The organism is Bradyrhizobium sp. UBA2491 (assembly GCF_002341725.1).
Classification (GTDB): Bacteria; Pseudomonadota; Alphaproteobacteria; order Rhizobiales; family Xanthobacteraceae; genus Bradyrhizobium.
This window is the reverse complement of the sequence record NZ_DDOP01000066.1, coordinates 162,678-184,014: the sequence shown is the minus strand read 5'-3', so window position 1 is coordinate 184,014 and position 21,337 is coordinate 162,678. Positions and strand designations below refer to the sequence as shown.

Annotated in this window: 20 protein-coding genes and 1 tRNA gene; 12 read left to right on the top strand and 9 right to left on the bottom strand. The window is 64.5% G+C overall.

All coding sequences use genetic code 11. From position 1 onward, the window contains the following. Window positions 1-129 precede the first annotated feature (129 nt). The 4 genes from B2W55_RS22655 to B2W55_RS22640 all read left to right on the top strand — a co-directional run bounded on the left by B2W55_RS22655 (window position 130) and on the right by B2W55_RS22640 (window position 5,518). Window positions 130-2,436, top strand: a complete 2,307-nt coding sequence (locus B2W55_RS22655) for a hybrid sensor histidine kinase/response regulator (RefSeq protein WP_024583430.1) — start codon at window positions 130-132, stop codon at window positions 2,434-2,436. 87 nt (window positions 2,437-2,523) lie between these two features. Further along, window positions 2,524-3,171 carry a glutathione S-transferase family protein gene (locus B2W55_RS22650; protein ID WP_024583431.1) on the top strand — a complete coding sequence of 216 codons (648 nt, stop codon included), beginning with the start codon at window positions 2,524-2,526 and terminating at the stop codon, window positions 3,169-3,171. Window positions 3,172-3,298: 127 nt separating this feature from the next. Then, window positions 3,299-4,357 (top strand): dipeptidase, encoded by a 1,059-nt coding sequence (locus B2W55_RS22645; protein WP_024583432.1) that lies wholly within the window; start codon window positions 3,299-3,301, stop codon window positions 4,355-4,357. A gap of 93 nt (window positions 4,358-4,450) precedes the next feature. Further along, window positions 4,451-5,518: an ABC transporter substrate-binding protein gene (locus B2W55_RS22640; RefSeq protein WP_024583433.1), complete on the top strand. Its 1,068-nt coding sequence runs from the start codon at window positions 4,451-4,453 to the stop codon at window positions 5,516-5,518. A gap of 114 nt (window positions 5,519-5,632) precedes the next feature. On the opposite strand, the gene B2W55_RS22635 is transcribed toward B2W55_RS22640, so the two are convergent. Then, a complete protein-coding gene (locus B2W55_RS22635; RefSeq protein ID WP_024583434.1) occupies window positions 5,633-6,610 on the bottom strand; it encodes a GlxA family transcriptional regulator in 978 nt (325 codons plus the stop codon). Window positions 6,611-6,621: 11 nt separating this feature from the next. Between B2W55_RS22635 and B2W55_RS22630 the strand changes: the two genes are divergently transcribed. Continuing rightward, window positions 6,622-7,026 (top strand): tautomerase family protein, encoded by a 405-nt coding sequence (locus tag B2W55_RS22630; RefSeq protein ID WP_244442287.1) that lies wholly within the window; start codon window positions 6,622-6,624, stop codon window positions 7,024-7,026. 181 nt (window positions 7,027-7,207) lie between these two features. On the opposite strand, the gene glnA is transcribed toward B2W55_RS22630, so the two are convergent. After that, window positions 7,208-8,617: a type I glutamate--ammonia ligase gene (glnA, locus tag B2W55_RS22625; protein ID WP_024583436.1), complete on the bottom strand. Its 1,410-nt coding sequence runs from the start codon at window positions 8,615-8,617 to the stop codon at window positions 7,208-7,210. 151 nt (window positions 8,618-8,768) lie between these two features. Then, window positions 8,769-9,107, bottom strand: a complete 339-nt coding sequence (locus B2W55_RS22620; protein WP_011441447.1) for a P-II family nitrogen regulator — start codon at window positions 9,105-9,107, stop codon at window positions 8,769-8,771. A gap of 355 nt (window positions 9,108-9,462) precedes the next feature. Between B2W55_RS22620 and B2W55_RS22615 the strand changes: the two genes are divergently transcribed. Further along, window positions 9,463-10,962, top strand: a complete 1,500-nt coding sequence (locus B2W55_RS22615) for an NAD(P)H-hydrate dehydratase (RefSeq protein WP_024583437.1) — start codon at window positions 9,463-9,465, stop codon at window positions 10,960-10,962. Then, window positions 10,952-11,197, top strand: a complete 246-nt coding sequence (locus B2W55_RS22610) for a hypothetical protein (protein WP_371412433.1) — start codon at window positions 10,952-10,954, stop codon at window positions 11,195-11,197. Before B2W55_RS22615 ends, B2W55_RS22610 begins: the two co-directional genes overlap by 11 nt. A 56-nt stretch (window positions 11,198-11,253) precedes the next feature. Here the strand turns inward: B2W55_RS22610 and B2W55_RS22605 are convergent, their stop codons facing one another. Beyond that, window positions 11,254-12,081 (bottom strand): oxidoreductase, encoded by an 828-nt coding sequence (locus B2W55_RS22605; RefSeq protein WP_024583439.1) that lies wholly within the window; start codon window positions 12,079-12,081, stop codon window positions 11,254-11,256. A gap of 114 nt (window positions 12,082-12,195) precedes the next feature. Between B2W55_RS22605 and B2W55_RS22600 the strand changes: the two genes are divergently transcribed. After that, window positions 12,196-13,137, top strand: a complete 942-nt coding sequence (locus B2W55_RS22600; protein WP_024583440.1) for a LysR family transcriptional regulator — start codon at window positions 12,196-12,198, stop codon at window positions 13,135-13,137. Between the two features lie 34 nt (window positions 13,138-13,171). On the opposite strand, the gene B2W55_RS22595 is transcribed toward B2W55_RS22600, so the two are convergent. Together B2W55_RS22595 and B2W55_RS22590 are read right to left on the bottom strand one after the other, a co-directional pair. Continuing rightward, entirely contained in the window at window positions 13,172-13,573 is a 402-nt protein-coding gene (locus B2W55_RS22595; RefSeq protein WP_192827286.1) for a hypothetical protein, read from the bottom strand. A gap of 96 nt (window positions 13,574-13,669) precedes the next feature. After that, window positions 13,670-14,011, bottom strand: coding sequence for a hypothetical protein (locus B2W55_RS22590; RefSeq protein WP_029879729.1), 342 nt, complete (start codon window positions 14,009-14,011; stop codon window positions 13,670-13,672). A gap of 268 nt (window positions 14,012-14,279) precedes the next feature. Here B2W55_RS22590 and B2W55_RS22585 point away from each other — a divergent pair, with 268 nt between their 5' ends. After that, window positions 14,280-15,113, top strand: a complete 834-nt coding sequence (locus tag B2W55_RS22585) for a tetratricopeptide repeat protein (RefSeq protein ID WP_024583443.1) — start codon at window positions 14,280-14,282, stop codon at window positions 15,111-15,113. A gap of 45 nt (window positions 15,114-15,158) precedes the next feature. On the opposite strand, the gene B2W55_RS22580 is transcribed toward B2W55_RS22585, so the two are convergent. Genes B2W55_RS22580 through B2W55_RS22570 form a run of 3 tightly spaced genes read right to left on the bottom strand, consistent with a single transcriptional unit; the run spans window position 15,159 to window position 18,364 of the window. Further along, window positions 15,159-15,869 (bottom strand): hypothetical protein, encoded by a 711-nt coding sequence (locus tag B2W55_RS22580; RefSeq protein WP_024583444.1) that lies wholly within the window; start codon window positions 15,867-15,869, stop codon window positions 15,159-15,161. A 54-nt stretch (window positions 15,870-15,923) separates the two neighbouring features. Continuing rightward, complete coding sequence (locus B2W55_RS22575; RefSeq protein ID WP_024583445.1) at window positions 15,924-17,009, bottom strand: enolase C-terminal domain-like protein; 1,086 nt, start codon at window positions 17,007-17,009, stop codon at window positions 15,924-15,926. 17 nt (window positions 17,010-17,026) lie between these two features. Continuing rightward, window positions 17,027-18,364 (bottom strand): multicopper oxidase family protein, encoded by a 1,338-nt coding sequence (locus B2W55_RS22570; protein ID WP_043855723.1) that lies wholly within the window; start codon window positions 18,362-18,364, stop codon window positions 17,027-17,029. 135 nt (window positions 18,365-18,499) lie between these two features. Here B2W55_RS22570 and B2W55_RS22565 point away from each other — a divergent pair. The 3 genes from B2W55_RS22565 to B2W55_RS22555 all read left to right on the top strand — a co-directional run bounded on the left by B2W55_RS22565 (window position 18,500) and on the right by B2W55_RS22555 (window position 20,993). Beyond that, window positions 18,500-18,584: transfer RNA gene (locus B2W55_RS22565), tRNA-Leu, on the top strand. A 165-nt stretch (window positions 18,585-18,749) separates the two neighbouring features. Continuing rightward, window positions 18,750-20,111: a trigger factor gene (gene tig, locus B2W55_RS22560; protein ID WP_024583447.1), complete on the top strand. Its 1,362-nt coding sequence runs from the start codon at window positions 18,750-18,752 to the stop codon at window positions 20,109-20,111. Between the two features lie 246 nt (window positions 20,112-20,357). Then, window positions 20,358-20,993, top strand: coding sequence for an ATP-dependent Clp protease proteolytic subunit (locus B2W55_RS22555; RefSeq protein ID WP_024583448.1), 636 nt, complete (start codon window positions 20,358-20,360; stop codon window positions 20,991-20,993). The last annotated feature ends 344 nt before the right edge of the window (window positions 20,994-21,337 follow it).

Genomic DNA, 21,337 nt, shown 5'->3' with positions numbered 1-21,337 from the left:
GGATCGCCGGACCGGACTCGGCTAAGCAACAAGGCGCGAGCCCCCGATATTGCCCCGGCCGACAATCCTTTCCGATATTGTTTTCCTTATCGGTTTTCTGGTGCAACTGCTCAGGATGAGTTGGTCGGGATGAATTTGTCGGGCCGTCTGGCGATCGGGATGCTGTTTCCCGTGGTCCTGCTCCTGTTAGCCTTGGGATTTGTCCATGGCGTCAGCTGGCCGGGCATTCTGCTTGCAGGCGGCGCCGTTGCGATGGTGTTGATGACTGCGGAGACGATTGCGAGACTGCTTTCGAAGCCGGCCCAGTTGATGCGGGTGGCCGACGGCCTGGCGCGCGGCGAGCAGGTGCCGATCAGCCGGGGCAGCAGCGGCAACGACGAGGCCACGCGGCTCGCCGCGGCGCTCGCCGAGTTGTCAGCGCAATTGGGCAGCCGGCAGAACCTGCTGGAGAACACCGTCGAGAGCATCCGCGATCCCGTCGTGGTCGCCGACGAGCACGGCACGGTCGTCATCGCCAACGTCGCGGCGCGGCGGCTGCTCGGGGTCGAGATTGGCTTCAACAGCGTAACCGACGTGCGGGCTTTCACATGCTATTACGCCGACGGCGTGACCATCATGCCGATTTCGAAATCGCCATTGGTGTGCGCGCTGTACGGCGAGAGCGTCGATGATTTCGAACTGAACGTCAGGCCCCAACCGCCGGCCGAGGATGTCTGCTTCATCGTCAACGCCCGCCCGCTGCGCGATGAGGCGGGCCATCTGCGCGGCGCCGTTACGGTGCTGCATGACGTCACCGCGCAGCGGCGCGCGCATCAGGCGCTGGTCGAGAGCGAGCAGATGGCGCAGGCCATCGTCAGGACCGCGCTCGATGCGTTCGTTCAGACCGACCAGGACGGCATCGTGCTGGACTGGAGTCCGCAGGCCGAGGCGCTGACCGGCTGGACCCGCTCCGAGGCGATCGGTCAGCGGGTGGTGGAACTGGTGTTTCCGGAGGAGCTTCGCCTTGCGCACCGCCAGAGGGTCGCCCGCTTCCTTCAGGAGACCGCGGCCGGCGGTATGGGCATGCGCTATGAAACCGAATCGGTGCATCGCGACGGCCACAGGTTCTTCGCCGAGGTTTCGCTGAACGCGCTGCGCCGCGGCGACGGCTACGTCATCAATGCGTTCGTCCGGGACGTCACCCAGCGGCGGATCGCCGAAGAACAGCTGATCCAGGCGCAGAAGACGGAATCGCTGGGGCGCCTGACCGGCGGCATCGCGCACGACTTCAACAACATGCTGACGGTGATCACCGGGACCATCGAAATCCTCGCCGACGGCGTCAAGGACAACCCGCAGCTTGCCGGGATCGCCAAGCTGATCAGCGATGCCGCCGATCGCGGCGCGCAACTCACCTCGAGCCTGCTGGCATTCGCGCGCAAGCAGCCGTTGCAGCCCGGCGGGACCGATGTCAACGACCTGATCGGTGAGGTGGTGCGGCTGCTGTCGCAGACGCTGGGCTCGCAGACCGAGATCCGGACGGAACTCGGCCGCGACGCCTGGCTCGCGTTCGTCGACCGCAGCCAGCTTGGTGCCGCGCTGGTCAATCTCGCCATCAATGCGCGCGATGCCATGCCGGACGGCGGGACGCTGACCTTTGCGACCCGCAACGTCCAGCTCGGGATTCCCGAGGCGGTGGCGCGTGGCGTCGAACGGGCCGGCGACCATCTGGTGATCGAGGTGACCGATACCGGGACCGGAATCTCGCCGTCGCATCTGGAGAAGATCTTCGATCCGTTCTTCTCCACCAAGGAGGTCGGGCAAGGCACCGGGCTCGGGCTCAGCATGGTGTTCGGCTTCGTCAAGCAGAGCGGCGGCGGGATCGAGGTCAAGAGCGAGCAGGGGCGCGGCTCCGTGTTCAGGATCTATCTTCCCAAGGCGGACGGCACCGCGCCAGGCGCAGCCGAGGAGGATGATCAGCCGGTCCGGGGCGGCAACGAGACCATCCTGTGCGTCGAGGACGACGCCACGATCCGTGACTATGTCACCGGCCAGCTCGAAAGCCTCGGCTACAAGGTGTTGGTGGCGGCGAACGCCGATGCCGCCCTTGCGATCGTCAATGGTGGTGCCGCGTTTGACCTTCTGTTCACCGACATCGTGATGCCGGGCAGCATGAATGGCCGGCAGTTGGCCGAGACGCTGATGGCCGGGCACCCGGCGCTGCGGGTGCTGTTCACCTCAGGCTACAGCGATGGCGTCCTGCCGGTGCAGCAGGGGCGTGCCGGTCATGGCATTCCGCTGCTGACCAAGCCCTATCGGCGCAGCGAGCTGGCGCGGATGCTGCGGCGCTGCCTTGATCTTCAGGTCGACTTCCAGGGCGACCCGGTTCCGCAGCCTTACTCCGTGCAGCCCGATCTCGAACGTTTTCTGCGCGAGAATCCGCCGGAAAAAAGCTAGCATCGGGACTCACTGACAAGCGCAGGCGGCGATCATCCCGACCGCGGCCGTTGTGGCGCAGCCAATGAGTTCGCCGGGAGGCCAATCATGACCATCACCATCACCGCCTTTGAGCGGTCGCCGGATGGCGGCAAGGGATTGGCGCGGGATACGCGGGTGCGGTGGGCGCTTGAAGAACTCGGCCTGCCTTACGAGGTGCGTCTCGTATCGTTTGCCGCGATGAAGGAGCCCGCGCATCTGGCGATTCATCCGTTCGGCCAGATCCCCACCTATCAAGAGGACGACCTCGCGCTGTTCGAGACGGGGGCGATCGTGCTCCATCTCGCCGAGCGCCACAAAGGCTTGCTCCCTGACGATGCGAATGCCCGGGCACGCGCGATCGCATGGATGTTTGCCGCGCTCAACACGGTGGAGCCGCCGATCCTCGAATTCTCGACCGCGTGGCTGTTCGAGCGCGACAAGTCGTGGCACGAGGCGCGCCTGCTGCTGGTCAAGGATCGCGTCCGGCAGCGGTTGGACCAGCTTTCGGAGCGTCTCGGCGATGCCGATTGGCTCGATGGTGCGTTCAGCGCCGGCGACCTGATGATGGCGTCGGTGCTGCTGCGGCTGAAGCCTTCGGGCATGCTCAACGGGCATCCGAAGCTCGCTGCCTATGTCGGCCGTGGCGAAGCGCGGCCCGCCTACCAGCGGGCATTCGCGGCGCAATTGGCGGTCAACACCGCGAAATCAGACTGAGGGCGGTGCTTACAGGCTGTGTAGGATGGGTAGAGCGCAGCGAAACCCATCAAATCTTTCTGTGGTGAAAATGATCGGTTTCGCTGTGCTCTACCCGTGCTACTGGCTGCGATAAGAGAACGACGTGATGCAGGAAGGCAGTAAAGTCGCGATCTTCGACGGGCACAATGACGTGGCCCAGCACCTTGTTGAATACCGCGAGGGCGGCCGCGATTTTCTCGTGCGCTCCGAGGAGGGCCATCTCGATCTGCCGCGCGCACGGGAAGGCGGCATGGTCGGTGGCCTGTTCGCGATGTACGCCAAGGCAGAACATGCGCGACAAGGCGACTTCACGCAAACTGCCGATGGATACGAGGTGCGACTTGCCGAGCCGCTCGATGCGGCCTACGCCCGCCGCACCATCGATGCCCAGTTGAGCGCGCTGGAACGCCTGGTTGGACGCGCCAACGGACGGATTCGCTTTGCGACGACCGTGGACGAGATCGAGGCGGCGCGGCGCGATGCGGCGTTTGCAATCGTGCTGCATCTCGAGGGCGCCGAGGCGATCGACGCCGATCTGGACGGGCTGGCGCGGCTCCATTCGCGCGGCCTGCGTTCGCTCGGTCCGGTGTGGAGCCGGCCCAACATCTTCGGTCACGGCGTGCCGTTCGCCTATCCGCGGTCGCCGGACACCGGCCCCGGCCTGACCGATGCCGGGAAGGCGCTGGTGAAGACCTGCAACGAACTCGGGATCATGGTGGACGCAGCCCACCTCAACGAACGCGGCTTCTGGGATCTGGTAGCGATCAGCACCGCGCCCATCGTGGCCACTCACGCCTGCGCGCATGCGATCTGCCCCGCGACCCGCAACCTGACCGACCGGCAGCTCGATGCCGTCAAGGCATCGGGTGGCGTCGTCGGCTTCAATTTCAGCGTGTCCGAGGTGCGCCCGGACGGACACCGCGATCCGGACATTCCGATCGAGACGGTCGTCGCGCATCTCGGCTATCTGGTCGAACGGATGGGTGACGATCACGTCGCTCTGGGATCGGACTTCGATGGCGCGACGATGCCGCACCCGCTCAGGGATGCAAGCCAGCTCCAGAACCTGATCCAGGCGTTGCGCGCGCACGGCTTCGATGAGGCCACGTTGCGCAAGATCGCCTTCGACAACTGGATGCGAATGCTGCGCCAAAGCTGGCGGTGATTGGTCGCAGTCCGTTGGCTCGGTCGATCCTGCGCGCTATGCTGGCGCAACAATGGCGCGGCCGGTCAACGGCCCGATGGCAGGGAGTTTTGAATGCAGGACCGCAAATGGTCGCGACGCGACTGGCTCAAGGTGACGGCCGCGACCGCAGCCGGCATGGTATTCGCCGAACCGCTGCGCGCCGCGGCGCCGCCTGCCGAAACCGTGACGCCGGAGCTGATCGCGGCCGCCAAGAAGGAAGGCAAGATCTCGTTCTACAGCGCGCTGGAGCTGAATACGGCCGAGCGTCTGGCGCGTGACTTCGAGCAGAAATATCCGGGCATCAGCGTTCGCGTCGAGCGCTCCGGCGCCGAACGGATTTTCCAGCGCATCGCGCAGGAGCAGGGCAGTGGCATCAACGCCGTCGACGTCGCCAACTCGACCGATCCGGCGCATTATCTCGACTGGAAGAAGAACGACTGGCTCGCGGCCTACCTGCCCGAAGAGGTTGCGAAGCATTTTCCCGCCGACCAGATCGATCCCGACGGCATGTCGGCGACATCCTGCGCCTGGTTCGAGGTGATCGGCTACAACACCGAGCAGGTGAAGCGCGAGGAGGCGCCGCGGAGCTACGCCGACCTGCTCGATCCGAAATGGCGTGGCAAGATCGTCAAGGGTCATCCGGGCTATTCCGGCGCGATCATGACCGCGACCTTCGTGCTGGCGCGCGATCTCGGCTGGCCGTACCTGGAAAAGCTGTCGCAGCAGCGGGTGATGCAGGTGCAGTCGGCCGCCGATCCACCGAAGAAGATCCTGCTCGGCGAGCGGGCCGTCATGGCCGATGGCAACGACTACAACCTCATACTGGCCAAGGACCAGGGCAAGCCGGTCGAGGTGGTGTATCCGGCAGAGGGCGCGCCGCTGATCATCGTGCCGAGCGGCGTCTTCAAGAACGCGCCGAACCCGAACGCGGCGCGGCTGTTCCAGAGCTTCTTCTTCAGTGCCGAGACCCAGCAGATGCTGGCCGACGAGTTCGCGCACCGCTCGTTCCACGCCAAGGTGAAGGAGAAAGCCGGCCACGTGCCGCTCGACAAGCTGAAAATGCTGAAGGCCGATCCGGCCCAGGTGCAGGCGCAGAGCGAGGAGATCAAGGCGAAGTACGCGAAGCTGTTTCGGGTGTAGTGCTGAACTGCAGGATGGGTAGAGCGCAGCGAAACCCATCAGCCAGGCATCGCGAAGCGAAGACGATGGGTTTCGCTGCGCTCACCCATCCTACGCGATCCTCATCTCGCGCCCTCACGCCGCGCGCATTGATCGCTGCGCGCGGTAGGCTTGCGGCGATGTCAGCGTGAGCTTGCGAAAGGCCTTGCGAAAGCTGCTCTCGTCCTCGTAGCCGGTGGCGCGGGCGATCGTCTTGATCGGCTGCGTCGTCGTCTCCAGCAGCGTGCGGGCGTGCTCGACGCGGCGGCGCGTGATGAAGGCCTGCGGCGGCTCGTGGGTCAATTCGCGGAAGCGGCGGTTCAGCGTGCGTTCGCTGAGGCCCAGCGCGTGCGCGAGGCTACGCACCGTGATCGGCGCCTTGCCGGTGCGGCGTACCAGCATGTCCGCCTTGATCAGCAGCGGGTCCTGCGCGAGCATGTAACCGAGCGGCATGAAGATCGCCTGGGTGCGCTGCGCGGTGTCGATCACGGCATAGTCGGCGCAGACCTTCGCGACCTCGGGGCCTTCGACCAGCTCGATGAGCCGCAGCAGCAGATCGACCCACGACATCGGGCCGGCGGCGCAGACCAGGCGGTCGGCCTGGGTGATGACGGCGTCGCTGGCGAGATCGATCCTCGGGTGGCGGCGGCGCAGTTCGCTTTGCAGCCACCAGGTGATGGTGGCGCGGCGGCCGTCGAGCAGCCCGGCATTGGCGAGCAGCAGCACGCCGCTGCAGAACGCGCCGATCAGCCGGCCGCTGGCGTGCTGCTGGCGCAGCCAGGCGCCGGCGCGGTCATATTGCGGTTGCAGGCGCTCGGCGGTGAGGTGATCGACCAGGCTGCCCGGCACGATGATCGCGTCGAAGCTCGTCCGCCTGCTGATGGCGCCATCGACGGCGACGAGCTTGCCGCCGCCCGCGCGCACCACCTTGCCGTCGAGCGAGAGCGTCTGCCAGCTGAAGCGTGCCTTGCCGCCGCGCAGCGCCATCACATGGTTGCCGAGGGTGAGGATGTCGGCGATGCCGGCGACTGCCGATTGCATGCAGCCTTCCAGCGCGAGGATCGCAAGCTTCATGGGACCTCCTGATGTTGCCGTCATCCTACCCGATCGGCGCGATCAGGCCATGGCGGATATTGCCCGATCTCTGTCTGATCGGCCACTGCCTGATCGCCCCGCGCTGGTCCATCTTCGCTGCGTTGTCACCACCTCAGCAATGGAGAGAGACCATGCCTTACATCACCATTTCCACCGTCCGCGGCATCTTCGACGTGGCACAGAAGAAGAAACTGCTCGAACGCGTCACCGATCTCATGGTCGAGGTCGAGGGCCAGGGGGACCCGGACTTCCGCCGCAACGTCTGGGTCAAGATCGAGGAAGGCGAGCCGGCGAGCTGGTCGCTCGGCGGCATGATGCCGACGCCGGACATGATCGCGGGCAAATTCGGTGCACTCGACGCCGGCGGCCGACGGGTCGCGAAGGCCAAGGTGTAGCCGCGACGGTCGCAGAGGAAGACCTTCGTAGGATGGGTAGAGCGCAGCGAAACCCATCGCCCAGTGCAAGGTCAGAGATGATGGGTTTCGCTGCGCTCTACCCATCCTACAGATATGCCAGCACAAAAACGAAAGGCGCTTCCGGTGGAAGCGCCTTTCGCATTCGTGAGTGCCGTTGAGCTTACAGCGAGTAGTACATCTCGAACTCGACCGGGTGCGGGGTCATTTCGAAACGGGCGACCTCGGTCATCTTCAGCTCGATATAGGCGTCGATGAAGTCGTCATCGAACACGCCGCCGTTCTTGAGGAAGGCACGGTCCTTGTCGAGGCTCTCGAGCGCCTCACGCAGCGAACCACAGACGGTCGGGATCTGCTTCAGCTCTTCCTTCGGCAGGTCGTAGAGATCCTTGTCCATCGCCGGACCCGGATCGATCTTGTTCTTGATGCCGTCGAGGCCGGCCATCAGCATCGCGGCGAAGCCGAGATAGGGATTGGCCATCGGGTCGGGGAAACGCACCTCGACGCGCTTGGCCTTCGGGTTCGCGGTGTAGGGGATGCGGCAGGAGGCCGAACGGTTGCGCGCGGAGTAGGCGAGCAGCACCGGCGCCTCATAGCCCGGGACCAGACGCTTGTAGGAGTTGGTCGACGGGTTGGTGAAGGCGTTGATCGCCTTGGCGTGCTTGATGATGCCGCCGATGTAGTGCAGGCAGGTCTCCGACAGGTCGGCATACTTGTTGCCGGCGAAGGTCGGCTTGCCGTCCTTCCAGATCGACTGGTGCACGTGCATGCCCGAGCCGTTGTCGCCATAGACCGGCTTCGGCATGAAGGTGGCGGTCTTGCCGTAGATGTGGGCGACCTGGTGGATGCAGTATTTGTAGACCTGCATCTGGTCGGCCATCAGCGTCAGCGTGTCGAACTTCATGCCGAGCTCGTGCTGGGCGGATGCCACTTCGTGGTGGTGCTTCTCGACCTTGACGCCCATCTTGGCCATCGCGCCGAGCATCTCGGAACGCATGTCCTGCACGCTGTCCTGCGGCGGCACCGGGAAGTAGCCGGCCTTGGTGCGGATGCGGTGGCCGAGATTGCCGCCTTCATACTCGGTCGAGGAGTTGATCGGCAGCTCAGAGGAGTCGAGGCGGAAGCCGGTGTTGTAGGGGTCGGCCGAATAGCGCACGTCGTCGAACACGAAGAACTCGGCCTCGGGGCCGACGAACACGGTGTCGCCCACACCCATCGACTTCACCATCGCCTCGGCCTTCTTGGCGATGCCGCGGGGATCGCGGTTGTAGGGCTCGCCGGTGGTCGGCTCGAGCACGTCGCAGGTGATGACCATGGTGGTCTCGGCGAAGAACGGGTCGATCGTCGCGGTGACCGGGTCGGGCATCAGGCACATGTCGGATTCATTGATCGCCTTCCAGCCGGCGATCGACGAGCCGTCGAACATCGTGCCCTCGGCGAAGATCTCGTCGTCGATCATACTGACGTCGAAGGTGACGTGCTGCCACTTGCCGCGCGGATCGGTGAAGCGCAGGTCGACGTATTTGACGTCGTTGTCCTTGATCGATTTCAGGACGTCTTTGGCGGTCTTCATGAATACCCCTTATGGATGTGCGGGTCGGTTTCCGGCGGTGGGCGACGTTATTCCCGCTTTTGGCGGGTTCGTGTGACTACTCAAACGAAATCAGGCTGCCGAAGCAGCCTTTTTTCTCTTTTGCCGTCAGAAAATCCGGATAGCACCGCCCTCAAATAGCGTCCAGCCCGGATTCTCCGGTCCGGATGCGGATGGCTTCCTCGATGTTGGAGACGAAGATCTTGCCGTCGCCGATCCGTCCGGTCTGGGCGGCGCGGCGGATCGCGTCGATCGCCTTCTCAACCAGGTCGTCGCCGATCACGATCTCGATCTTCACCTTGGGCAGGAAGTCGACGATGTATTCTGCACCGCGATAGAGTTCGGCGTGGCCCTTCTGGCGGCCAAATCCCTTGGCCTCGGTCACGGTGATGCCTTGCAGTCCGACTTCCTGGAGCGCTTCTTTGACCTCGTCGAGCTTGAAGGGCTTGATGATGGCTTCAATCTTCTTCACTGAGCGCCTCCCGGGCATTGCAGTTTGCAGGGTCGAATTCGATGCGCGTGGGGCGCAGTCTGGTTTGGTCGTAAGCCTTCCGGCGACGGGCCGGACACACGCGCAACGGTCGCATGGAGGGTCGTTGTGCGCGGCTTCCTCAAAAGCAGGGTCTATGCCAAGTTGTTAAGGTCCCCGATTTTGGAATGTTATCAGCCTTTTAACAGGCAGTCGGCTGATATCGAACCAGATAGGCTATGATATCCACGCCCAACAAATAGGCAAATAGATCAATCCGTATGCAGTCGGCCAGTACAAACTCTGCGAACGTCACAGGAATTGCCTCTCGAAAAGGCGAAGCGATTGAGGATTCGGCATGGACGTTCTGACCACCACCGAGATGGAGCGTGCCGACCGGCTGACCATCGCAGCCGGCACGCCGGGCTTCGCATTGATGATGAGCGCGGGTCAGGCGGTCGCTGAAGCCGCGATGGACCTGGTCGAGGAGGGGCCGATCGTCGTGGTCGCCGGCCGCGGCAACAATGGCGGTGACGGCTTTGTCGCTGCCGCCGAGCTCGCCGCACGCGGTCGGGAGGTCTCGGTGATCCTGCTCTGCGAGCGCGACAGCCTACAGGGCGATGCGGCGCTCGCGGCGAAGGGCTGGAAATATCCGGTGCTGCCGTTCAACCCGCAGGCGCTCGGCAAGCCGGCGCTGATCATCGACGCGCTGTTCGGTGCCGGCCTCAATCGTCCGGTGAAGGGCGACCCGCTGGAGATGATCGCGGCCATCAACACCAACGGTACGCCGGTGCTGGCGGTCGACCTGCCGAGCGGCGTCAACGGTACGTCAGGTGCTGTCATGGGCGCGGCCGTGCAGGCGACCGAAACCGTCACCTTCTTCCGCAAGAAGCCCGCGCATCTGCTGCTGCCGGGCCGGATCTATTGCGGCCGGGTGCGCGTCGCCGATATCGGCATCGATCCGCAGGTGCTCGACGAGATCAAGCCCCTGACCACGGAGAACCTGCCGCAGGCTTGGCGCTGGTCGTTCCCGGTGCCGCGGATCGATGGCCACAAATATGCAAGGGGTCACGCTGTCGTGGTGTCTGGCGATCTCGCCTCGACCGGGGCGGCCCGGCTCGCGGCGCGGGCGGCGCTGCGCGCCGGCGCAGGTCTCGTGACGCTGGTCTCGCCGCGCGATGCGCTTGCGGTCAACGCGGCGGCGCTGACCGCGGTGATGGTGCGCCCGGTCGACAACCCGATCCAATTTGCCGAGCTACTCGACGACAAGCGCCTCAATGCCTGCGTGATCGGCCCCGGTGCCGGCGTCAGCGCGCGCACCCGCGACTTCGTCCACACTGCGCTCACGGCGCAGCGACATCTGGTGCTCGACGCCGATGCGCTGACGAGCTTTGCCGGCTCGCCGGACCGGCTGTTCGAGGCGATCAAGGCATTCGACGGTCTCGGGGTGGTGCTCACCCCGCATGAGGGCGAGTTTCCGCGGCTGTTCAGCGATATCTCCAACAAATATCCCGGCCGCTCCAAGCTTGAGCGCGTGCGCGCGGCGGCGGAGCGTTCCGGCGCGGTGGTGCTGCTGAAGGGCGCCGATACGGTGATCGCCTCGCCCGACGGCCGCGCCACCATCGCCGCCAATGCACCGCCCTGGCTCGCCACCGCCGGCGCCGGCGACGTGCTGTCAGGCATCATCGCGGGCTTCCTGGCGCAGGGCGTCGCGGCGTTCGAGGCGGCCAGCATCGGCGTCTGGCTGCATGGCGAGGGCGCCAGCGAGGCCGGGCCCGGTCTGATCGCCGAGGACCTCACCGAGGTGCTGCCGGCCGTGTTCCGCCGGCTCTATGACGAGTTCGGCATTGAGTATTAGGCGGCTCGCGCTGGCCGACATGGACGTCGCTGCAAGGGTGCATCGCGCCGCGTTCGATCATGCGCCGCCCGGGCTCGCGGACCGGCGGCAACTCTGGACCTTCCAGCGCAACGCACGGGCGCGCCGCTTCTACGAGGCGCGCGGCTTTGTCGCGGTCGAGCAGACCGATGGCAGTCGCAACGAGGAGCGGGAGCCGGACGTGCGCTATCTCTGGACCCGAGTGGTTGCGAGCTAACGTCGAGACGCGGCGGTCCGCCTGCCATGACGGACCGCCGCGTCGACCGATGCTACTCAGGCAATGTCGGTGGAAAGCGAAACGCTCTTCCACGCAGCGAATTCGGCTTGCAACAGTTTCATCTTGTCTTCGACCAGCCGAACAGCATCGCTGCCGAGCAGCAGGTGCGCGGGCGGATCGGCCGACAGTGCGAGTTTCAGCATGGCCTGCGCGGCCTTCGTGGGATCGCCAAGCTGCCGGCCACTCATTTCCATGCGGCGTTTGCGGATCGGTTCGATGAGGGCGTCATAGTCTGTAATCGATCGTTCTGCCCGCACCATCGATCGTCCGGCCCAGTCGGTGCGGAAGCTGCCGGGCTCGACCGCCGTGACCTTGATGCCGAGGTCATTGACTTCCTTGCCAAGGGTTTCGGAGATTCCCTCCAGCGCGAATTTGCTGCCGTGATAATAGCTAAGGCCGGGCATCGTGATGATCCCGCCCATCGATGTGATGTTGAGGATATGCCCGGCGCGCCGCTTGCGCATGTGAGGCAGCACCGCCTGAATCATCGCCACCGCGCCGAAGACGTTGACCTCGAACTGGCGTCGCAGGTCGTCGATTGACGATTCTTCCAGAATGCCCTCGTGACCATAGCCGGCATTGTTGACGAGAACGTCGATCGCGCCGACCGTATTCTCGACCTCGGTGACGGCGGGCGCGATCGCCGCGAAGTTGGTGACATCGAGAATGATCGCGTGCGCGCCTTCGCCGAGCGCTTCGAAGCTCCGCCTGTCGCTCTCGTTGCGCACGGTGCCCGCGACGGCGTGGCCGTCACGCAACGCGGCTTCGGCCAACGCGCGGCCGAAGCCGGACGAGACGCCCGTGATGAGGAAAGTCTTTGCCATAGGAGATGTCCTTCAGATCCAAGTTGGCGATCCAGATCGCGGGCTCGATATAGTCGGCTTGATTGGTGCAATAATCGGCATAAAATGACATGACCTGATGCAGATAATCGCACAATGCAACATGCTGGCCTTTTCGAGTTGAACGCCGTCGTCGCGATCGCGACGCATCGCAGCTTTCGCGCCGCGGCGACTGAGCTCGGCATCTCACCCTCGGCGTTGAGCCACGCCATTGCCGGGCTGGAAAAGCGGCTTGGCGTGCGTCTCATCAATCGGACGACGCGCAGCGTCGCGTTGTCGGAAGCGGGGGAGCGTTTCCTCGCCAGGGTTAGTCCCGCGCTGCGCGAGATTGCCGGCGCGATGGAGGATGTGAACGAATTTCGCGACACGCCGGCAGGAACGCTGCGCATCAACCTGAAGGAACGCGCAGCGCACCAGATCCTCCGCCCGGTTGTTGCGAAATTCATGCGGCGCTATCCCGACATGAATGTCGAGTTGACGATGGAAGGACGCCCCATCGATATTGTCGCGGAAGGGTTCGATGCCGGCATCCGGCTCGCCGAAGCCGTGCCGCAGGATATGGTCGCGATTCCCTGCGGTCCGGACACGCGCTTCATCGTCGTCGGCGCGCCCGGCTATTTCGCGCGCTCGTCGGTGCCGCGGTCTCCGCTCGATCTGCTCGCCCACGAATGCATTCGCAGACGAATGCCGAGCGGCAAGCTCTATCACTGGGAGTTCGAGAAGCGCGGCGGCGAGCAGATGGCGCTGGATGTGCCGGGCAGGCTGACCCTCGACAATGACAGCCTGATGGTCGAAGCCGCCCTCGAGGGCGTGGGGCTTGCGTTCGTCAGCGACTTCTGGGTGACCGGGCATCTCGCCGCCGGAACGTTGCGAGCGGTGCTGGACGCCTGGACGCCGCCATTTCCCGGCCTGCGTCTGTACTATCCGCGGCATCGCCACATGACGGCCGGGCTTCGTGCCTTTGTCGACATGATCCGGGAGGAGACGAAACTGGCTGCCCGGGCAAGCGGCGTGCGGCAACGATCGCAAAAGACGTGACGTCGAAAATCACGGATATCCTCACTTCGGTCCGCTACAGCTTCGGCACCACTTCGACGCTGGCCTTGAGCACCGCTGAAGCCGCTGAACCATTCATCAGTTCGTAGGAAAACCGCGTCTCAAAATAGTCGTCACCGAGGAAGCCCTTGTTCGGGGTGTAAGCGGTGCTGGTTTCGTTGTCCGCCCGATACTTCCCATGCTTGGCGCTGACCAGAATTGTTTGCGGGCGCATCGGGCCCAGCGAACCATAATTGATCCGGCACTCGTGATCCTGCAACACGACGATCTTGGCCGTGATCGTACAGCCCGGACAGAGACTGATCCTGGGCACGTGGCAATTGGGGTTGAAGCCTCCTCGCGCTATGGCCGGACCGGTGGCCCATGCCGACAGCGTGAGCAGCGAGAGACAGAACGTGATGATTGGGGTTCGAGACATTCGAAAGCTCTTCCTTGCCGTATCGTCAGCCGATCGCGGCAGTTTGGAGCACTTCGGACCAGTCGGCACGTTACGTTTTATTGCCGCAAGGCTGTTCTATTCCGCGGCCGAGCTCAGCGCGGTCTGGTTCACGCGGGTCTCGCCCGCCAAGTTATCGACGGTGACATAGGTGTCGTACCAGGTCAGCCGCGGCGGGGCTCCGAACCGTTCGGTGAGCTCGGCCATCTTGGCGTCGCTGAACCATGCCTCGGCTGCCGCGCGGCTCTCCCAGAGATAGACACCTCCGGTGCCGGCCTCTCCGTTGAGGTAGTCCTTGCGGATCAGGCCCTTTGTCGCGAGATTTCGATAGGTCGGGGCGGTCGCCATGCCGCCCTTGATGGCCTGTTCTTCGGTTCGCTTCGGAAGATCGAATTGAACGATCACGATGCACTGCGCCATCCCGGTTCTCCGCTCTGAGTCACATGGTGTCAGGTTGGTTCGGCCGCATGCCGATCAGCTCCGACAATACATCACCCGTTGCGCTTGTCTCGCACTGACGGGCCTCGCATCGCGATTTCGATGCGCATCTGGGTCGAGCAGGTGAAGGATGCGACGAGGACCCGGCCAGTTGACCTGCCGCCACGTTTTCACGAGACTGTTGCTGGACGCCCGGTGACCCGTCGGGCTACGGCCCGCGATATTCTTTCGCTCCTTCAAAAGCTTTCTCGTGAGTGGCAAGCAGAACAATTTCTTCGCTCAGGCGCTGCAACAGGGCGTGTCGGCATTGCGGGCGCGGCAGTTCGCGCAGGCGGAGCAGATCGCAGCCGGCATCCTGAAATCGAACCGCACCGACCGGAACGCCGCGCTGCTGCTGGCGCATGCCCTGATGGGGCAGGGTCGGGGAAGCGAGGCGATTGCGCCGCTGGAAAAGATCGCACGCCGCGGCGATGACGGCGAGGTCGAGACCCTGCTCGGCGCGTTGCTGTGCGGTGCCGAGCGCGTCGCCGACGGCATCGCGCAGCTTCGCCGCACTGCCGCGCGTCGTCCGCCTTACTTTCCCGCCTTTCACGAGCTGGCGGGGCAATTGGCCAAGGCCGGCCAGCGCGAGGAAGCGATCAGGATCATCGAGGCCGGCCTTGCGCTAGCCCCCAGCGACGTCGATCTCAAGCTCAGCCTCGGCCGCCTGTTGCATGGGAACGGCGACATCGCAAAGGCGCTGGTCGCGCTGACCAGCGCGCGTGACGGCGCACCGAATCGTCCCGACGTGCTCAATGAGCTCGGCCGCATCCTGATCCTCCACGGGGATTACGCCGCGGCCTCGGACGCGTTCCGCAAGGTGCTCGCGCAGTATCCGGACGATCGCTCGGTCCGCGCCCAACTCGCCACCAGCCTTCTCGAGCAGGGAGAGCGTGATGCCGGTGAGGCCGCGCTGCGCGCGGTCGCACGCGGCCAACCTCAACTGCTGGGCCGCGCCGCGGTCGTGATGGCCGCATCGTCGCATGGCCGCTTCTTCTTCGACCAGAATGCGGCGGCGAAATTCTTCGGCGTGGAATCCGGATGAGCGGGGGCAGGCCGATGCAGGTGCGCCCGTGATCAGCCCGCGTGGTCAGGCCCGGAAATTTCTCCGGTAGAGACTGGGCTGCCGTTTCAGCTCGGCGCGGAATTCATCGACGCGTTTGGCCTCTTCCGCCGTGAAGGGCGATGCCTGCGCGATCCAGCCCTCGCGCTTGACCGGAAAGCATTGTGCGATCGGCGTCCCCCTGGGAAGCACGCCGTTGAAATTCCTGTCGTGCCAGTATGCGGGGAAGTGCACCCAGTTCTCGGAATAAAGGTCGGAATTGACCAGGCCGGTGAGCGTGGTGAAGGGCAGGTCGAAGCGGTTGATCGGATGTGTGAAGTAGATCGCGTAGCCTTCCGGGGCTTCGACGGTCCACAAATTGTGGAATTTGAGAAAGAAGCGGCCGGCCTCAAACAGCGGCGTGCCGCTGACCTGACCCGGATCGTGAAAGCCGATCGGTGAACGCGGAAATTCGGGCGTGCCTCCCGGCGGCAGGTCCTGGTCCCAGGTGATCTCGCCATTCTCGATTCTCAGATCGCATACCAGCGGCAGCAAGAACCCGCAGGTCATCGCATCGACGAAGGGGGGGCAGCGCTTGATGGTGTCGTCGTCGTGCTGGTTGATCGAGCTGAAGGACGTCGCCGGCATCGTCTTGAGCCAGTCGGGGACGCCCTGGGCCGCCGGCACCGGCGGCGGAAGCAGGCCCTCAAGCTCCGCCGGACAGCGAAATTTGAGGGTCAGTTTGTTGCTGTTGGACATTGCGCGCTCCGATGTCCCGACGACTACATGAACGCGTCGCAAAGGTGAAGCGCGCTAGCTCACCAGGTATTTCGCGATCGCAGGCTCGTTCCAGGTGATGCCGAGGCCGGGACCGCGGGCGGTCACCGCGCCGTCTTTGATCTCTGCGGGCTGCGCCAGGATCGCGCCGGCGAAGTCGAGGAATTCGAGCCAATGCGCGGTCGGCGTCACCGCGAGCAGATGCGCGCTGACCTCCGCGAACAAATGGCTCGACATCGGGATCGATGCGGCGTCGGCCTGTCCGGCGACCTGCATCCAGCCGGTGACGCCGCCGACCTTCATGACGTCGGGCATGATGAAGTCGGACGCGCCCGCCGCGATGGCTTCGGCGAAGCCGCGCGGGAACCACCAGTTCTCGCCGGCCTGGATCGGCGTCGGCGAGGTCTCGCGGACCTTGGCGTGTCCGGACAGGCTCTCCTGCGGCACCGGCTCTTCGATCCAGTGCAGGTCGTAAGGCGCAAGCCGCGCGATGCGGCGGGTCGCTTCCGCCGGATCGAGCGATTGGTTGAAGTCGATCATCAGCGCGATGTCGGGGCCGAGCAGGGCGCGTACGCCCTTCACGACGCGCTCGTCATTGGCGGCGTCGCCGTCGCCGCCCTTGATCTTGATGCCGCGAAAGCCCTGGTCGAGCGAACGGCGCAGCGCGCGCTCATCGGTGGCAGGGTCGACCACGCCGTAGCTGTCATAGGCCTTGATCGGCTTCGCCGAGCCGCCGAGCAATTCGACCAGCGGACGGCCGGCGAACTGGCCGAGCACGTCCCAATAGGCCATGTCGAGACCTGAGACCGCCATGCCGACCAGGCCCTGCCAGCCGAGCAGGCGGAATTTGGCATCCATCGCCTTCATCAGATCGAACGGCGCGACCGGCTTGCCGACCAGTTCGCGGCCGATCTCCTCGATCAGATACGCCAGTGGCTTAAGTGTGAGCTTGCTGTAGGCGAAGATGTAGCTATGGCCGGTAACGCCTTGATCGGTCTCGACATCGATCAGGATCAGCGGGCCGGAATCGATTACGCCGAAGGCGTTCTTCACGGGGCGCTTGAGCGGCACGACGACGCTTCGCGCACGGACTTCGCGGATCGCTGCAACTGTCTGGCTCATGGCGTTTCCTCGTCTTGTTATTGGACATTGTACCATCGGAGGAGCCGCGGTGCCGCCCAGTCGGCCGCGACCTGCTCGATCAGATAGCGGCCAGGATATTCGGCGAGGAAGGCGATCCGCTGGGTCTGGCCCGGTTCGACCGCGAGTGTGTCGAGCCAGTATGGTTTCCAGCCGTCGTCGAGCCGGTCGAGCAGGCGGAAGTGATGGCCATGCAGGTGAAACACGCTGGCCATTGCGCCGCGGTTGGTCAGGGCCAGCACCACCGCCCGGCCGGCCTTGGCCTGAAACGCCGGGGCGACGGATGGCTTGAAATCGGCTGTGCGGAACCATTCGGCCGGTGCGCCGAGTGCCAGATCGAATCGCGTGGCATTTTTCAGATCGATCTGGGCGGGCATGTCGTTGCCCGGAAGCGGCGGCGCCGGCGGGAACGCCGCCGCCCGGAGCGGCGGCTCGTTCGAGACGACGAGTTTGCCGACCGGGTGGGCCTGCTTGCCGTCGTGCAACAGGATCGCAAAGGTCGTTCCCGCCGGCCCCACGGCGTCGACAAAGACGTCGGTGCGGCTTCCCGGCGCCAGTATCAGCGCACCATTGCGGGCGGGGAACGGTTCGGCCGGCTGGCCGTCGATGGCCATCACGCGGACCTCGAGATTCTCCAGTTTGACCGCCAGCACGCTGCGTTGGCTGCCATTGATAAAGCGGAGTCTGAGGCGGGCGTTGCCCGGTGCCGAGATATCGTATGAGGTTTTGCCGTTAATTGTATGAATCGGCGTCGAATCTTTCGGATCGTTTCCGGGCGGGATCGCGGTTACGTCCGACCGCAGGCGCCACTCCTCGATCAGCAGGACCTCGTCCCGGTCGATCGCGACCGGCGACGTACCGGTAACGATCAGCGGCCGCGGGCGGGTTGGCGCCGAAGCATCGTCGCTGACCAGCGGTGCGCACAGGAAGGTACCGGCATGCCGGAGCGGGAGCTGGAAGCTGTCCGTTGCCCCGGTCGCGAGCGGCGCCCGGGACGTCAGCGGCTCGGCGGCGGGGACGCCATCGAGCCCACGGCAATCCAGCGTGGCCGCGACCGGCAATTCGTTGCCAAAGGTCACGTCCAGAACCTCGCCGCGCTTGAAGCGGAGCTCGCCATTTCCGAGCGACCAGACCGGGGTTTCCGGTCCGCTGCCAGGGCGAAGCGAGATGCCATCGGTCCTGGCCTTGAGCGCGACCGCGGTCCGGCCCTGCGCCAGGGCCGTGGCGGGCCAGGCGGGGCAAAGCGCCGCGGCGCCGAAGGCGGCCATCAGATCGCGCCGGGTGAGGGAAAATTCGGGACGTGCTACGGGGCTTGTCATCGGGCCGATGCGGACCATTTTCGAGTGCACCTGTCCAGTCGCGATCGGTCGCGGGATGAGGTCGCCAGCGGCCATTTTTTTGCTGCGAACCGGTGGGCGCATGTTATAAGCCCGGCCGCCCGCGGCATCGCGGCCGGACTGGATGCTTTTCGCGCGGGCGTGGCGGAACTGGTAGACGCGCTGGATTTAGGTTCCAGTGACGAAAGTTGTGGGGGTTCGAGTCCCTCCGCCCGCACCAAGCGCTTACAGCGTTTGCATGACGAATTCTTGGAGAGCCTTTGCCCCGCAGGGGATGACGGTTCGCCGAACCCACAGACGTCAGGCCGCAAGGCTCAAGCGTCGCACAGATTGAACACTGCCACGGCCGCTCGGGCCGCGGCAAAAGCGGAAGAAGATTGATACCATGCAGGTCACCGAGACCCTCAACGAGGGACTGAAGCACGAATTCAAGATCAGCGTTCCGGCATCCGATCTCGATGCCAAGGCGGGCGCCAAGCTGGTCGACCTCAAGGACAAGGTCCGTCTCAACGGCTTCCGTCCCGGCAAGGTGCCGGTGGCTCATCTGAAGAAGATCTATGGCCGCTCGGTCATGGCCGAGACCATCGACCAGACCATCAGCGACACCAACCGGCAGTTGTTCGAAGACCGCGGCTTCCGCCTTGCCGGCGAGCCGAAGATCACGATGCCGACCGAGAAGGACCAGGTCGAGGAGCTGCTGTCGGGCAAGACCGACCTGACCTACACCGTCGCCATCGAAGTGGTGCCGCCGATCCAACTCGCCGATTTCAAGTCGTTCTCGGTCGAGAAGCCGGTGGTCGATGTCGCCGACGCCGACGTCGACGATGCCATCAAGCGAGTTGCCGAAGGCAGCCGTCCCTACATTGCCAAGGCCGAAGGCGCCAAGGCGGAGAAGGGCGATCGCGTCACCATCAGCTTCAAGGGCACCATCAACGGTGAGGCCTTCGAGGGCGGCACCGGCGAGGGCATCCAGGTCGTGATCGGCGCCGGCCAGTTCATCCCGGGCTTCGAGGAGCAGCTGACCGGCATCGGCTCTGGCGAGACCCGAACGCTGAAGGTTCCGTTCCCGAAGAACTACCTCAATGAGAAGCTCGCGGGTCAGCCGGCCGAGTTCGAGACCACCGCGACGCTGATCGAGGCGCCCGGCGAGATCACGGTCGACGACGAGTTCGCAAAGACCCTCGGCCTTGAGTCGCTCGACAAGCTCAAGGAACTGATGCGCGAGCGCCTGACCGCCGAATTCGCCGGCGCGACCCGCCAGAAGGTCAAGCGCGCGCTGCTCGACCGCCTCGACGAGAGCCACAAATTCGAGGCACCGCCGTCGCTTGTCGCCGAAGAGTTCAACCTGATGTGGAACTCGATCAAGGCCGAGATGGATTCGTCCGGCAAGACCTTTGCCGACGAGAACACCACCGAGGATGCGGCCAAGGAAGAGTACCAGAAGATCGCCGACCGTCGCGTCCGCCTCGGCCTCGTGCTGTCGGAGATCGGCGAGAAGAACAAGATCACCGTGACCGACGACGAAGTGTCGCGCGCGGTCATCGAGCGCGCGCGCCAGGCGCCTGGCCGCGAGAAGGAAGTCTGGGACTACTACCGCAGCAACGCCCAGGCGCTGGCCCAGCTCCGCGCCCCGATCTACGAGGACAAGGTCGTCGACTTCGTGCTCGAGCTCGCCAATGTGACCGAGAAGAAGGTCACCAAGGACGAGCTGTTCAAGGATGAAGACGCCGAGAAGACTGCCGCCTAATTCCGGCACCTCGCGTTAATGATGAACCGCGAAAGCGCGCTTGGCGAGGGTCCCCTCGCTAGGCGCGTCGCGGCGAATCGGCTTCAACGTCTGCGACCCTGCCCAGTTGGCTAGTGTCGGTCTTGTCGGCCGGAAATTGGCCCATATCTGGGTTAAGCCTTGAGCCGACAGGCCTTAGCCAAGTAGCCTTTGAGCCGAGTTGCCCTGAGCCAAGTTCTGCATCACCCCTAACCCTTGGGTTCTTTCATGCGCGATCCCGTTGAAACCTACATGAACCTCGTGCCGATGGTCGTCGAGCAGACCAATCGCGGCGAACGCGCCTACGACATTTTCTCGCGCTTGCTGAAAGAGCGTATCATCTTCGTCACCGGTGGTGTGGAAGACGGCATGTCGACGCTGATCGTCGCGCAATTGCTGTTCCTCGAGGCCGAGAATCCGAAGAAGGAAATCTCGATGTACATCAACTCGCCGGGCGGCGTGGTGACGTCGGGCCTTGCGATCTACGACACGATGCAGTTCATCCGTCCGCCGGTGTCGACGCTGTGCACGGGGCAGGCGGCCTCGATGGGTTCGCTGCTGCTGGCAGCCGGCGAGAAGGACATGCGCTTCACGCTGCCGAATTCCCGCATCATGGTGCACCAGCCCTCCGGCGGCTTCCAGGGCCAGGCCACCGACATCATGCTGCACGCGCAGGAGATCCTGAATCTCAAGAAGCGCCTCAACGAGATCTATGTGAAGCACACCGGCCAGACCTACAAGGCGATCGAGGACGCGCTGGAGCGCGACAAGTTCCTCACCGCCGAGGATGCCAAGGCGTTCGGCCTCGTCGACAAGGTCATCGACAAGCGCCCAGAGGATCCGGCGAGCGCCAAGGCCGCCTGAGACGGCCGCCTGATCGGACACGACATCTGGAGGCGTCGGTGTGATCTCCACATTGACGCCTCACATACCCGGCAATGCAGGGCGGCGGCCCCCGCCGGTAACTGCGTGCGCACGACAGAAAGTTCCGCTTTCGTGCTCATCGGCCGCCGTGGTAATCCCGCAACGTTCCGTGGATTTCGACGCGCATTCCGCGTGCGATCGTGGAAAATCACGGTATTGTCACGGTCTTGAGCCGGCCCCCCGATTAGCGAATTCTTGATAGTCGGGTGCCAGCATGGTTGGCTGTGATGCATCGGCTAAGATCGCGGAGATTCGAATAAACCGTGATTCGCACGGTCAGTATT

Excerpts from the sequence above, each read along its gene's own strand:
- B2W55_RS22655 (WP_024583430.1), top strand. The coding sequence starts at position 130 with ATGAATTTGTCGGGCCGTCTGGCGATCGGGATGCTGTTTCCCGTGGTC.
- B2W55_RS22650 (WP_024583431.1), top strand. The coding sequence starts at position 2,524 with ATGACCATCACCATCACCGCCTTTGAGCGGTCGCCGGATGGCGGCAAG.
- B2W55_RS22645 (WP_024583432.1), top strand. The coding sequence starts at position 3,299 with ATGCAGGAAGGCAGTAAAGTCGCGATCTTCGACGGGCACAATGACGTG.
- B2W55_RS22640 (WP_024583433.1), top strand. The coding sequence starts at position 4,451 with ATGCAGGACCGCAAATGGTCGCGACGCGACTGGCTCAAGGTGACGGCC.
- B2W55_RS22635 (WP_024583434.1), bottom strand. The coding sequence starts at position 6,610 with ATGAAGCTTGCGATCCTCGCGCTGGAAGGCTGCATGCAATCGGCAGTC.
- B2W55_RS22630 (WP_244442287.1), top strand. The coding sequence starts at position 6,622 with ATGTTGCCGTCATCCTACCCGATCGGCGCGATCAGGCCATGGCGGATA.
- glnA (WP_024583436.1), bottom strand. The coding sequence starts at position 8,617 with ATGAAGACCGCCAAAGACGTCCTGAAATCGATCAAGGACAACGACGTC.
- B2W55_RS22615 (WP_024583437.1), top strand. The coding sequence starts at position 9,463 with ATGGACGTTCTGACCACCACCGAGATGGAGCGTGCCGACCGGCTGACC.
- B2W55_RS22605 (WP_024583439.1), bottom strand. The coding sequence starts at position 12,081 with ATGGCAAAGACTTTCCTCATCACGGGCGTCTCGTCCGGCTTCGGCCGC.
- B2W55_RS22600 (WP_024583440.1), top strand. The coding sequence starts at position 12,196 with ATGCAACATGCTGGCCTTTTCGAGTTGAACGCCGTCGTCGCGATCGCG.
- B2W55_RS22595 (WP_192827286.1), bottom strand. The coding sequence starts at position 13,573 with ATGTCTCGAACCCCAATCATCACGTTCTGTCTCTCGCTGCTCACGCTG.
- B2W55_RS22590 (WP_029879729.1), bottom strand. The coding sequence starts at position 14,011 with ATGGCGCAGTGCATCGTGATCGTTCAATTCGATCTTCCGAAGCGAACC.
- B2W55_RS22580 (WP_024583444.1), bottom strand. The coding sequence starts at position 15,869 with ATGTCCAACAGCAACAAACTGACCCTCAAATTTCGCTGTCCGGCGGAG.
- B2W55_RS22575 (WP_024583445.1), bottom strand. The coding sequence starts at position 17,009 with ATGAGCCAGACAGTTGCAGCGATCCGCGAAGTCCGTGCGCGAAGCGTC.
- B2W55_RS22570 (WP_043855723.1), bottom strand. The coding sequence starts at position 18,364 with ATGGTCCGCATCGGCCCGATGACAAGCCCCGTAGCACGTCCCGAATTT.
- tig (WP_024583447.1), top strand. The coding sequence starts at position 18,750 with ATGCAGGTCACCGAGACCCTCAACGAGGGACTGAAGCACGAATTCAAG.
- B2W55_RS22555 (WP_024583448.1), top strand. The coding sequence starts at position 20,358 with ATGCGCGATCCCGTTGAAACCTACATGAACCTCGTGCCGATGGTCGTC.